The organism is Pseudarcicella hirudinis (assembly GCF_900115665.1).
In the GTDB taxonomy this organism is placed as follows: Bacteria; Bacteroidota; Bacteroidia; order Cytophagales; family Spirosomataceae; genus Pseudarcicella; species Pseudarcicella hirudinis.
This window is the reverse complement of record NZ_FOXH01000010.1, coordinates 17801-30884: the sequence shown is the minus strand read 5'-3', so window position 1 is coordinate 30884 and position 13084 is coordinate 17801. Positions and strand designations below refer to the sequence as shown.

Below are 13084 nucleotides of genomic sequence, written 5' to 3'. Positions count from 1 at the left end.
CTATACGGTTCATTTAGTTTGTTAATTGACCCATTGAATCCATTCCCTGAATTTAAAACGAGTAATAATCCCTATGTAAATCAAGCCACTGAATAACGTACTATATGCCGAAGCCAAGTATCCAAATTTTGGTACAAAATATATACTGACTAGTAATCCTATCGATACTGATATAAACATTGCCAAAGCCATGAATCTCGTTTTGTTAGCAATTTCAAGTCTTTTTTGCATTAAAAAGGATATCTGCCAAAAAAAACTACCTAAAAGTAAAGGAACTACCGTTTCTTCTAACTTAGCTGTATCTTCTTTTGAAAAGCCCAGATAGTTATTGATTATAAAGGATTTAAAAAGGTATATTATAAGAAAAAGTCCAATAAACATCACCATTAAATATACAGAGGAGCGTTTCATTATTTTGTTAAATTCCTGGACATCTCCCTTATTATGGCTGCTAATTAACATTGGATGTATTATATTATAAAAAGGGCCTGTAAGTTGAGGGAAAAGCTTAAAAATCACATCATATAGAGCAGAATATTGACCAAGTACTGCTGATCCAAGAAAAAAACTAATTAAGTATCTATCACTTGTATTTAATGTTGGTGCTAAAAACATCCAAATACTCATTGGAGAACCATATTCCCATATTTTCCTTGACCATTTAGGGGCCCTGTTCAATGACCTGTTCAATACCGGAAGTTTCCAGTCATTTATCATTAAGAATGAAACAAAAAAACTTACCAAAATTCCGGTAAAAATAGCTATTTCAGGTAATACATCCGGTTTTATAAAATGTATTAATAATGGAATGAAAAAATAGCAGGATAACCTTAATATATCAGATAATATTACAATTCTTGATTTAAACCGAGCTTGCAGTTCTGTCGTATAAACGCCAAATAAACATGCAAAAAAAAAGGCTAAAACAGCCAGTATTATAGTACTCAAATTTGCATTATTATACCAGAATACGCCAGCAAGTAAAATATTGGAAAATATCGCTGATTTGACAGTTAAAAATAATATCTCCGAAGAAAATGCTTCCCTATCTCTTTCCATTGAATGAAATCGAAGTACTCCTTGATTAATCCAACCAGTAGTTCCAGAAAGAAACATTAAAAAAGTAGTATATAATAATGAAAATCTTCCAAAATCCGCGATACCAAAATATTTGATAAACAGCGGTATAGATGCAAAACTAAAACCTACTGATGCGATCTTACCTATAAGGTATATAATGAAATTTTTCTCTAAAAAATACTTCGATTTACTTTCCAACTTTTCTAAGTTTACTAATTAATAGTAATTTATCACTTTAGGCTATTATTCATCCCTTTAACTAAAAGCGTTTCAGAACAAAATCCATCCGTTTTAATTACCAAACTTTCCGTATTCCAATATAGCCCCCCAGACTGTTTTTGTAAAGCTCTCCGCTATCATAAGAAACTGAAACATTCAATGAGCTTCCTTCCAGGAATTTAACGGGAATCTTCGAACTTAATATTCCGGAAAATTGATCTATCCTTTTAAGGAAAGGAAAATCATAAGTTCCAAAATTAGAGCTGTAAGAAAACTTACCGGAAATTTCCACACCCTGATTCACTGTTCCTGAAAACCCTAAAAAATACATCTGTGTTCTGTTGTTGGCAAAAAACGACTGACCGGGCTGCTTACTTTCAAGTAATGACTTTGGAACGATAAATGGGGTTCCTATCGTATTCCCGAAATAAGACCATCCATCTGTGTATTGTGAATGATTAAAATAATTCTCTCGTCCTCTTTGATAAGTATTCGTTGAAAGCCCTTCTCCTCCCTGACTGTATGTGTTCAGATACTCAAATGTAATTTTCTGCAATGCAAAACCATACTCCGAAGGTTGTTTAATTTTCAGACTTATCCCATGTAACCCATCAGTAATATTATTCAGATAAAACAAGGCTCCTGCCTCATAGAAACTTTGTCTGTATAAGAAAAGTGATGCATTAGACAGATCTATCTCCAGCCCAACATCAACACTTCCCAAATGATTTCCCAGTCTGTTCCAGGCATCATTCTTACTATAATTTATCGTGTCCCCTTCATAGGCCATACTTTTACCAAGAATAACTGACCAATAATCTTTCAAGCTCGACGGCAACTTCCCTCCTTTTGATACATAACCCGTCGGATCATCATATTTTAGTGTTCCCGCCCATTGAACCTGATCATTAAATCCTCCGTAAAATTTAAATTTCCAATTAGGTTTCCCTATTCTGAAATAAAGGCTTTTCTGATGAAGGTAAAAATCCTTTACATCTCTCCGGGAGTTTTCAAACCATCCATGCGAGAAATTACCTTTCAATGAAACAACCCCTCCTGTAAAGCCTAAAGGCATATATTCCGGAATAGAAATCTGTACTTTGGGTATTGGCAATGCATTTCCCGACCAAATATATGAACCCGAACTAAGCGTAGAATCAACGAGGCCAACGATCTCCCGCCTTCTTCCTGCATATAGTTCAAACACTCCGTATTTGACTTTCACATAAGCCTCCGGAATAAGAATATAATCTTTTCTCGAAGAATCATTTGTTAAAATGTATTGTGAATTAGCAACAACTTCAAGACCGTATCCCCAGTCAAATCTGGTTTTTTCGTATCGTTGTTCTTTATATTCGTATCCCTTGTAATCAAGCCTGATTCCGCCTCTTAGGGTTACATTTTGAGATTGGCCCGGAACAATGCCGTATTGGTTTGTTCTTAACCAGAATGGTGTGCTTTTTTCTGAAGATAAATAACTGCCTAGCTCTGTAAAATAATTTAACCTCTTTCTGGTTATACTGGTATCTTTCCCAATATTCGTTTGCCCGAATAAAACAGAGCAAGAGCTTGAGATTATCAGAGCTATGAGTAAAAATAGACGCATATTTTCCCTTTCCGATACGGAAGGTTTATTTTAATGATTCAGGCAACTATATTAATATTTAGTCAGAACTTATCTTATTAACTTTTCTCTAACAAAGCTAGAGCCTCTCATCTACCAACTCCTTATCCCAAAAGGACTTTACATCAAAAATCAGTGTCCCTCTATTGCGATACTCTTCTATTCCAAAATTCCGGAACGCCTCATGCGCTACCGACAGCATAATCCCTGCATAATCTTCCTCAGGTGTTTCTATCAACTTTATCCCATATTCCAGAAAAACCTCTTCTCCATTAATCAGCGGATCATATACTGAAACGTTTAAACCAAAATCTGTCAATTCCCGGTAAACATTCAAAACACCTGTATTCCGGAAATCCGAGACATTTTCTTTAAAACTAAAGCCTAATAAAAGCACTTTAGCATTATTAACAGGAACTCCTTTCCGGATAAGCAGTTTTACGAATTTATTGGCCACAAAAACCGGCATATTATCATTTACATTTCTGCAAGATGAAATAATGTCGGGCGTATAACCTAAAGATTTCGATTTATGCAACAAATAGTAAGGATCTACGCTTATACAATTTCCTCCAACCAGTCCGGGCTTGAAATTCAAAAAATTCCATTTTGTTCCGGCTGCAGTCAGCACTTCATTCGTATCTATTCCCATTCTGTCAAATATCATTGCCAGTTCATTTACGAAAGAAATATTGACATCTCTTTGCGCATTTTCAATGATTTTTGAAGCTTCTGCTACTTTTATTGAAGGGGCTCTGAATGTTCCCGCTTCAATGATCGAACTATATAATCTGTCAATAAAAACAGCTACTTCCGGTGTTGATCCTGATGTAACTTTTTTAATTTTTGTAACCGTATTAATTTTATCTCCCGGATTTATCCTTTCAGGAGAATAACCACAGAAAAAATCTTTGTTAAATACCAATCCGCTTAATTTTTCCAATTCAGGTACGCAATCTTCTTCCGTACATCCCGGGTAAACCGTTGATTCGTAAATAACAATATCTCCTTTTTTAAGTAAGCCGGCAACCAGGTTTGTAGCATGCAATAAAGGCTTCAAATCTGGCTGCTTATTATTATCAATCGGAGTCGGGACTGTAATAATGTAAATATTGCAATCCCTTATATCTTCTATTTTATCAGCAAAAGTAAGCGAAACAGCCTTTCTGACAGACTCTTCATCTATTTCATGGGTAATATCCAGGCCTTTACGTAATTGCAGTACCCGATTCTGATTAATGTCAAAGCCTGTTACAGGGTATTTTTTGCCAAATTCAACAGACAATGGCAAACCCACATAACCCAATCCTACAATTGCTATTTTTACATCTGACAATTCCAAATCCTGAAAATTACGCTCTGAATGAAAATTACCTGGCAAACAATTTCACATCTGCCTGCATCATATCTTTTACCAGTGCCTGCAAATCATATTTTGGCTCCCATCCTAACTTTGTCTTTGATTTAGTCGGATCTCCAATCAATAATTCTACTTCGGTCGGACGGAAATATCTCGGATCAATTGTAACAACTTCTTTACCGATTTCAACCTGATAAGCAGGATTATTGCATGCTTTTATTCTTCCAACTTCATCCACACCTTCTCCTGTAAATTCAATTTCGATACCCACCTCTTCAAACGACATTCTTACAAAATCTCTTACTCTGGTTGTAACACCTGTTGCGATGACATAATCTTCAGGAGTATCCTGCTGAAGAATTAACCACATTGCTTCAACATAATCTTTAGCATGTCCCCAGTCACGCTGAGCATCTAAATTTCCCAGATACAACTTTTCCTGTTGTCCCAAAGCGATTTGAGCAACCCCTCTTGTAATCTTGCGAGTTACAAAAGTTTCACCTCTTAAAGGAGATTCGTGGTTAAATAATATTCCGTTAACAGCATACATTCCATAAGCTTCACGATAATTTACAGTAATCCAATAACCGTATAATTTTGCTACTGCATAAGGAGATCTCGGATAAAAAGGAGTAGTTTCTGATTGAGGAACAGCCTGAACCAGGCCATATAATTCTGAAGTGGATGCCTGATAAATTCTGGTTTTGTCAGTAAGTCCTAATAAGCGTACAGCTTCTAAAATCCGAAGTGTACCGATACCATCAACCTGTGCAGTATATTCAGGTTCATCAAATGACACTTTTACATGTGACATGGCCCCCAGATTATAAATTTCATCAGGCTGCACTTCCTGAATAATTCTTATAATATTTGTTGAATCACTTAAATCTCCATAATGAAGGATAAATCTGGCATTATGCTCATGAATATCTTCATATAAATGATCAATTCTTTGTGTATTTATCAGTGAACTTCTGCGTTTGATACCGTGAACTTCATAACCTTTAGAAAGTAATAACTCGGCGAGGTAAGCACCGTCTTGACCAGTAATACCAGTAATTAAAGCTTTTTTCATCAAAAGAATATATCAAAATTGCAATTAAGAGTCTCAATAAATCAGGGCGATATTAAGCAACAAAACTTACTATGTAATCTGCATTTTGCTGCTAAAAGCAACAAAATTACACAAAAGTTTGGATAATAAATCCATATTTTATTAAACGGTTTTTAAACATTTGAGCCTTAAATGCAATTTTGGTCTCTTTTTTTATGAAACTTCTGTTCTTAGAATAATTCAAAGTGCATAATAAATTCACTTCCTTCTCCCGGACGACTTTTTAATTCTATGCTTCCTTTATGCCCTTCAACCATTTCTTTCACATAGTAGAGCCCTAAACCAAAGCCTTTTACATTATGAATATCTCCGGTATGTACCCGGAAAAATTTATTAAATATATATTTTTGATCTTTCTCTGAAATACCGATCCCGTTATCTTTAATCTTCACAATCAGTTCATTCTTAACATTTTGTGTAGTTATTTCCAGAACCGGCTGACGCTGGCTGTATTTCAGTCCGTTATCAATCAGATTGTGGAGAATATTGGTAAAATGCAGCTTGTCCACTTTGATTCTGGAATTGGTTGCCTGAAGATTCAGCTTAAGAGTTGCATGTTTCTCTTTCAATACCGGATCACAACTGATTTGCAATTCTTCAAGAATTTCATGAATATCTGCTTCTTCGAAATTAAGTTTATCTATTTTCTGTGCAATATTCGCTGTCTGCAGAACGGTATCTACATTCTTCTTTAACCTAGCAGCTTCTTTCCGAATAATTGTAGCATAACTGAGTAACCTTTCCGGCTTATCAATTATATCCGGTTTCATTAATACTTCACTGGAAATTGATATCGTCGAAATAGGTGTTTTAAACTCATGTGTCATATTATTGATGAAATCATTTTGTATTTCTGACAGTCTTTTTTGTCGGAAAATTACCATGAGGGCATATACGAAAAACATCATTACTACCAGCAAAATAGCAGAAGAAACAAACCAATTATCCAAATCACCCAGCAGATAGTACTTTTTATCCGGAAAATAAACGCCAAAATAATAGTTATGAATATCCAGTTCCGGAAAACGGTAATGTGCGGATGAATCATTCTGATTGCAATTTTCAGAATGACAGACAAAGGCTGCATATTTAATTCGATCTTTCACACAGTCATAAATACCGTATTCAAAATTCAAACGTACATCGCTGTGAGCAAACTCCTGCTTTAAGAATTCCTCCAATACGGAAGCATTTATGGTATCATTAATCTGAACGGTATAATAATTAGAAGTTACCCTTTCTACAGGCTGAATAAGCTGATTATTAGGATTTTTATTAAATGCCAGCATTCTTTCACTTGCTGCACGCAACGCAGAAGTAACACGCTGATTGAAGTCGCGGTCCTGTAAATTATATGCCTGTCTGAACCAGTAGTACTGAATCAGAATGACTCCTGTCATTAATACTACCGAAAGTCCTACAAAGATTCTGAGAGTTTTTGAGTTCATGGTTCAAAAGTAACGCCTCTGCCTGTAAACTGTTGCAAACTTTAACAAATCATTAACAAAAGAAATGGGACACACTCAAAAAGCATGTCCCAAACCTGATAAATGATCGTAAGATTATTCTTAAATCGTATCAAATCCACAATAAGGCACAAGTACCTTCGGGATTTTAATTCCTTCAGCAGTCTGATTATTCTCTAAAATAGCTGCCAGAATTCTTGGCAATGCTAAAGCAGAACCGTTCAATGTATGTAAAACCACATTTTTACCTTCTGATTTCATCCTCAATTTCAAACGATTAGCCTGATATGTCTCAAAATTAGACACAGAACTTACCTCCAGCCAACGTTTCTGAGCAGCAGACCACACTTCCATGTCGTAAGTCAAAGCAGCGGTAAAACTCATATCTCCTCCGCAAAGTCTTAAAACTCTGTAAGGCAATTCAAGTTTTTGCAATAAACCCTGAACATGCAGTGACATCTCTTCAAGTGCTGTATATGAATGCTCCGGTTTATTAATCTGTACAATTTCAACTTTATCAAACTGATGCAAACGATTCAGTCCCCGTACATGTGCTCCCCATGAACCCGCTTCTCTTCTAAAACATGGTGTATATCCTACATTTTTAACCGGTAAATCAGATTCCTGCAAAATTACATCACGATAAATATTAGTAATCGGCACTTCAGCCGTAGGAATTAAGAATAAGTCGTCACCGGTTGCATGATACATCTGGCCATCTTTATCAGGTAACTGTCCGGTCCCGAATCCTGAATCACGATTAATCAAAATCGGAGGCTGAATTTCAAAATAGCCTGCTGCAATTGCTTCATCCAGGAAAAAATTAATCAATGCCCGCTGAATCCTTGCTCCTTTGCCTTTATAAACCGGGAAACCGGCTCCTGTGATTTTATTCCCTAGTTCAAAATCGATAATATCATATTTCTTTATCAAATCCCAGTGAGGTAATGCCTCTTCTCCCAGTTCAGGAATTGCACCATTTTCAAGAATAACTTCATTTTCCTCAGGCGTTTTTCCGGCAGGAACACTTACATGAGGAAGATTGGGCAATAAAACAAGTTCATTCTGCAACTCAGTCTCAATTGCCTTTAAAGCCTCTTCCAATTCTTTAGAGCGTGCTTTTAGGACACCCGTCTCAGCCTTAGCCTGCTCAGCTTCTTCTTTTTTTCCGGCTTTCATCATTGCCCCGATTTCTTTGGCAATGGAGTTAGATTTAGCCAGGGTAGCATCTAGTTCAACCTGTGTTTCACGGCGTTTTTCGTCCAGTGTCAACACTTGTTCTACTGATTCTTCTGCATTTTTGAAGAATTTCCTTTTCAAGCCTTCAATGGTTGCGGCTTTATTTTCTTTTATCTGGCTAATCTGTAACATATCATTCTGTCAATACTTGTAGGTATTCGGTTTATTTACTCCTGAGGTTCTGATTATTATTGCGCAGAAAAAATGTCTTTCATTGCATCCTCATACAGGAAACAACGCTCATTTAAGGCATTTAAAGCTGCGGCTTTATTTTTTCCATGAATCAAAAGGCTGATATTATGCTCTGAAGCTCCATAACAGATCATTCTGATCGGAATATTCTTCATGGCATCTAAAACTTTCAGCGCAATTCCTTCTTTGTCTGCTGAAAAATTCCCTACAATACAAACAATTGTCTGGTCTTTATCACATTCTTCCAAATCAGCAAATTGGCGCAATTCGGCCATAATTTCATCCAGATGCTCATCATTATCGATAGTTACCGATACGGAAACCTCCGAGGTGGTAATCATATCAACCGGTGTTTTGTATTTTTCAAATACTTCAAATACTCTTCTAAGAAAACCATAGGCATTCAGCATTCTGGTTGAATGAATATAGATTGCTGTCAGGTTATCTTTCGCAGCAATTGCCTTGATTTCACGATCAGATGTTTTATCAGCAATCAAAGTTCCGTAAGCTTCCGGCTCCATGGTATTTTTCAGACGAACAGGAACTCCTTTCAGCTTCGCTGGCGTAATAGTACTTGGATGAAGGATTTTAGCACCAAAATAAGCTAATTCCGCTGCTTCCTCAAAAGTCAGTTCCCGGATCGGGAATGTTTTTTTAACAATCCTCGGATCGTTATTATGCATCCCGTCAATATCAGTCCAAATCTGCACTTCTTCGGCTACAATTGCACCACCAATTAAGGAAGCTGTATAATCAGATCCGCCACGTTTGAGGTTATCAATTTCTCCGCGAGGGTTTCTGCAAATAAATCCTTGTGTAATAAATATCTGTTTGTCAGACAATTGCTCCAGCATTGTACTGAGTTTTTCCTCAGTAAAACTTAATACCGGCTCATTGTCTGCATCAATCAACATAAAGTCAAGTGCAGGAAGCAAGGCTGAATTTATCCCTTCTTCTTTCAGATAAGCCTCAAACATTTGAGTAGAAAGCAATTCACCTTCTGCAACAATTTCTTTTTCCTGTTTAAGTGTAAAAGGTTTGATACTTACCAGTGAACGGATAAATGAAAATTCCTTATCAATAATCGCCTTCCCTTGTTCGTAGCCATCCTTTGTCTTGTATAAATCCTTAATAAATACCTCATAATGAGCATACAAATCATCTATCTTCTGATTTCCTTCAACATCATTATTAGCTTTCAATGATTCAGCGATTGATAAAAGACCATTGGTCGTACCGGAAAGAGCTGACAATACAACAATTTTACGAGTACCATTCTCAGTAATAAGATTTCTGATCGAGTGCATTCTATCGGGCTTCCCTACTGAAGTCCCACCAAATTTCCAGACTTGCATTTTTGTTTTTGAATTATTGAATTGATTAATTATTGACAGTTTGTCTGGTCTTCTCTGTTTCAAAGATTTATGCCGGCAAACCTAAATTTCTATAAAATCCCGAAGGGTCTATTTATACTGAAAACCACTGAATATTTTTCAGTTTATACCCAGCATTTTAATGGCAGTGAATGCGGCTTCATCTCCCTTATTTCCATGAATTCCCCCTGCTCTGTCGATAGCCTGCTGCTGATCGTTTGGCGTAAGTACTCCAAAAATAACGGGTTTGTCATACTTAAGACTAACATTTGTTAAACCCTGAGCAACAGCATGATTAATGTAGTCGTTATGCTTTGTTTCTCCCTGAATAACACATCCGAGGCAAATTATGGCATCTACCTGAGCTTTCTGAGCCATTTTCTGCGCACCAAAGCTTAACTCATAACTGCCGGGAACATCAACTCTTGTAATATTTTCTGCTTTTGCTCCGTATTCAATCAAGGTTTTATATGCTCCTTCAAAAAGTGCCTCTGTTATCTCTGAATTCCATTCCGCTACGACAATAGCAAAGTTTTTATTGCTGACATCCGGTATTTCTTTAGTAGAGAATACGCTTAAATTTTTATCTGCCGACGACATATCTGATTTTAATTTAGCTTAAAATAATTCTGCAAAATTCAATATATACGAAAAAGGGATAAGGCTTTCGCTCTTATCCCTTTTCTTTCAATCCTCCGGATTGTAATTTTATTCAGAGACAGAGCCTTCCAGCAACGCTTTATACTTCTTAGCGTTGATATATTCCGAGGACTCAGCATATTTCTCTACAATTTCATTATATACAGCCAAAGCTTCCTTACCTTGTTTATTTGCCTCATAAGCTGCACCTAATTTCAACAAATAAGTTGGTGTGAAGAACTTATTAGCCTTATATTCTGAAGCCTTTTTGTAATAGTCAATAGCATCACCATACGCTTTCTTTTCAGAATAAGCATCACCAATCAGCGCATAAGCACGTGCCTGAACCAATAAATCTGAACTGCTGAAGTTTTTAAGGTTTTCAATTGCAGCATCATATTTACCTTCTTTCAGGTTAGCAACACCTGCATAAAAACTGGCAATATTTCCTACATTTCCTCCAAATTCACCAGCAATTTTAGTCATTTCCTTTGCCGCAATTCTGTTTGAATCTGCTTCAAATTTGTAAACTGCATTGTATAATTTTTTCTCTCCTTCTTCGTCCTGTGAAGCAGAATATTGCTTATACCCGAAGTATCCGAAAACGCCGACTAAAATAACACCAACAACACCATAGACTACATTCTTGTTCTTTTCAACAACTGATTGTATTTTATGAATATCCTGATTAAGCTCGTTTTGTAAAGCTTCCGGACTTTCTAAAATACTTGATTTTTCTTCTTTCTTTGCCATGTTTGAATTATAAATTATCGGTTATGAATCACTTGTTGCCAAAAATTTTCAAAGTCATAAAGACTACCGGACAACTTGCAAATTAATAACTTGTGAAATCTGCTTTGGGAAATACCGCAACTTTATACACCGGATTTTTGCCTGTAAATAAAACGGATTGCAAAATTAGAAAATCTCTTGAATTTTTAAATGTTTTTATGTAATCTTTTGAGTCCATTCTCAAAAAGAATATAATTATTGAGTAATTCTAAGTATTTAGCGTGTTTTTAAATACCTGTTAAGTAGTTTTTATTATTCAAAAAGTCAAATTATGTTATAGAGTAATATTTGATTATCAGTATATTGCCGGCCTTATTATCTTTTCAATTAATCTATTACCACAGGAGCTTACTTAAAACAGCCCCAGGAACCGTTAAATATAATTTTATGAATCGTCAGGAAAACCTCAGACGTTTACAAAACGAATCAGATTTTGACATATGTATCATCGGCGGAGGAGCAACAGGTGCCGGTATAGCATTAGATGCCACTTTGAGAGGACTGAAAGTAATTTTGATTGAAAAGCATGATTTTGCTGCACAAACTTCTTCCAAAGCAACCAAACTTATTCATGGAGGCGTTCGCTATCTTGAACAGGCGGTAAAGACGCTTGACTGGGAGCAGTTCAGAATGGTGAGGAAAGCCTTGCGTGAGCGGACTATTCTGTTAAAAAATGCCCCTCATCTATCAAGACCATTAGCGTTGCTTACGCCGTGTTTCAGCTGGATTGAAAGCATTTATTACGCAATCGGTCTGAAAATGTATGACTGGATTGCCGGCTCACATAATGTCGGTTCAAGTAAAAGATTATCGAAAAAGAAAGCGCTGGAATTAATTCCGGAATTAAAAGGAGGACACCTGAACTCTGCTGTTTTATATTATGACGGACAGCTTGACGATGCAAGGTATTGTCTTTCCATTATTCAGACGGCTGCCGAAAAAGGAGCAGTTGTTCTTAACCATACCCAGGCCATCAGTATGGTAAAAAGCGAGAAAAGTCTGAGAATTAAATCACTGGTAATAAAAGACTTGCTTGGATCAAAAGAATATAAAATTAATGCCAAAGTTTTTGTAAATGCCACCGGGCCTTTTGCCGATCATATCAGACAAATGGCCAATCCCAAACTCAAACCCCGCATGCGTGTGAGCAGGGGAGCTCATATTGTTTTACCTCCGGATATTTTAAAAGGGGATACCGCCATTCTGGTTCCTAAAACCGATGACGGAAGAGTTGTATTTATTATTCCCTGGCAGGATCATACTTTGGTAGGAACTACCGATGAAGAAGATGTTCTTTCAGAAACACCCGTTTTGGAAGACTATGAAGCCCGTTATCTGTTGGAATATGTAAATCGCTTTCTGGAAACACCCGTAAATCACTCCCAGATTTCAAGTGGTTTTGCCGGATTAAGACCTTTACTTCAGGCAGCTTTGCAGTCGACAATGGAAACGGAAACAAAATCACTGGTAAGAGATCATGAAGTAGAAATTGATAACCGGTCAAAACTGGTAAGCATTATGGGAGGAAAATGGACAACCTATCGCCTGATGGCTAAAGATACGGTTGATCAGATTTTTCATGAAGTACTGGCTAAAAAAGCTGTTCCCTGTACTACCGAACATCAGTTATTACATGGGGCTGAAGGATATAATTTTGACGACTGGAAAAGGCTTGCAGATGAGTACGGAATTTCTGAATTATCAGCTAAACATCTGATGAAAAAATACGGTTCTAATGCAGCAGAAGTATTAAAACTGACCAAAAACAGGAAAGAATTACTAACATTAATCGTGGAAGGACATCCTTTTATAAAAGCCGAGGTGCTTTATAATATTCAGAACGAAATGGCCTGTACTGTAGATGATATTCTGGACAGGCGATTAGGTTTGCGGCTTAGAGATGCAAAAGCTGCGAAAGAAGCAGAGCCGTTTATTACAGAAACATTAAATCATTTTACTGAACAGAAATAGAAAATGCCATCTCTG

The 13084-nt window shown here is 36.5% G+C and carries 10 protein-coding genes; 1 reads left to right on the top strand and 9 read right to left on the bottom strand.

Annotation, left to right across the window (positions count from 1 at the left end):
• Positions 1–21: 21 nt before the first annotated feature.
• The 9 genes from BM179_RS16370 to BM179_RS16330 all read right to left on the bottom strand — a co-directional run bounded on the left by BM179_RS16370 (position 22) and on the right by BM179_RS16330 (position 11059).
• Positions 22–1278, bottom strand: coding sequence for a lipopolysaccharide biosynthesis protein (locus BM179_RS16370; protein WP_092018238.1), 1257 nt, complete (start codon positions 1276–1278; stop codon positions 22–24).
• A 97-nt stretch (positions 1279–1375) separates the two neighbouring features.
• Positions 1376–2905 carry a capsule assembly Wzi family protein gene (locus tag BM179_RS16365; protein ID WP_092018237.1) on the bottom strand — a complete coding sequence of 510 codons (1530 nt, stop codon included), beginning with the start codon at positions 2903–2905 and terminating at the stop codon, positions 1376–1378.
• Between the two features lie 97 nt (positions 2906–3002).
• Positions 3003–4304: a nucleotide sugar dehydrogenase gene (locus BM179_RS16360; protein ID WP_229632963.1), complete on the bottom strand. Its 1302-nt coding sequence runs from the start codon at positions 4302–4304 to the stop codon at positions 3003–3005.
• Positions 4294–5358 carry a GDP-mannose 4,6-dehydratase gene (gmd, locus tag BM179_RS16355; RefSeq protein WP_092018236.1) on the bottom strand — a complete coding sequence of 355 codons (1065 nt, stop codon included), beginning with the start codon at positions 5356–5358 and terminating at the stop codon, positions 4294–4296. Before gmd ends, BM179_RS16360 begins: the two co-directional genes overlap by 11 nt.
• Positions 5359–5567: 209 nt before the next feature.
• Positions 5568–6845 (bottom strand): sensor histidine kinase, encoded by a 1278-nt coding sequence (locus tag BM179_RS16350; RefSeq protein ID WP_092018235.1) that lies wholly within the window; start codon positions 6843–6845, stop codon positions 5568–5570.
• A 120-nt stretch (positions 6846–6965) separates the two neighbouring features.
• Positions 6966–8234, bottom strand: a complete 1269-nt coding sequence (gene serS, locus BM179_RS16345) for a serine--tRNA ligase (RefSeq protein WP_092018234.1) — start codon at positions 8232–8234, stop codon at positions 6966–6968.
• Between the two features lie 56 nt (positions 8235–8290).
• Entirely contained in the window at positions 8291–9649 is a 1359-nt protein-coding gene (locus BM179_RS16340) for an aspartate kinase (protein ID WP_092018385.1), read from the bottom strand.
• Between the two features lie 138 nt (positions 9650–9787).
• Positions 9788–10267 carry a 6,7-dimethyl-8-ribityllumazine synthase gene (ribH, locus tag BM179_RS16335; protein WP_092018233.1) on the bottom strand — a complete coding sequence of 160 codons (480 nt, stop codon included), beginning with the start codon at positions 10265–10267 and terminating at the stop codon, positions 9788–9790.
• Positions 10268–10375: 108 nt separating this feature from the next.
• Positions 10376–11059, bottom strand: a complete 684-nt coding sequence (locus BM179_RS16330) for a tetratricopeptide repeat protein (RefSeq protein WP_092018232.1) — start codon at positions 11057–11059, stop codon at positions 10376–10378.
• Between the two features lie 426 nt (positions 11060–11485).
• Between BM179_RS16330 and BM179_RS16325 the strand changes: the two genes are divergently transcribed.
• Entirely contained in the window at positions 11486–13069 is a 1584-nt protein-coding gene (locus tag BM179_RS16325; RefSeq protein WP_092018231.1) for a glycerol-3-phosphate dehydrogenase/oxidase, read from the top strand.
• Positions 13070–13084: the final 15 nt, after the last annotated feature.

Coding starts and splice junctions, on each gene's coding strand:
- serS (WP_092018234.1), bottom strand. CDS start 8,234: ATGTTACAGATTAGCCAGATAAAAGAAAATAAAGCCGCAACCATTGAA.
- BM179_RS16330 (WP_092018232.1), bottom strand. CDS start 11,059: ATGGCAAAGAAAGAAGAAAAATCAAGTATTTTAGAAAGTCCGGAAGCT.
- BM179_RS16325 (WP_092018231.1), top strand. CDS start 11,486: ATGAATCGTCAGGAAAACCTCAGACGTTTACAAAACGAATCAGATTTT.
- BM179_RS16365 (WP_092018237.1), bottom strand. CDS start 2,905: ATGCGTCTATTTTTACTCATAGCTCTGATAATCTCAAGCTCTTGCTCT.
- ribH (WP_092018233.1), bottom strand. CDS start 10,267: ATGTCGTCGGCAGATAAAAATTTAAGCGTATTCTCTACTAAAGAAATA.
- BM179_RS16340 (WP_092018385.1), bottom strand. CDS start 9,649: ATGCAAGTCTGGAAATTTGGTGGGACTTCAGTAGGGAAGCCCGATAGA.
- gmd (WP_092018236.1), bottom strand. CDS start 5,358: ATGAAAAAAGCTTTAATTACTGGTATTACTGGTCAAGACGGTGCTTAC.
- BM179_RS16350 (WP_092018235.1), bottom strand. CDS start 6,845: ATGAACTCAAAAACTCTCAGAATCTTTGTAGGACTTTCGGTAGTATTA.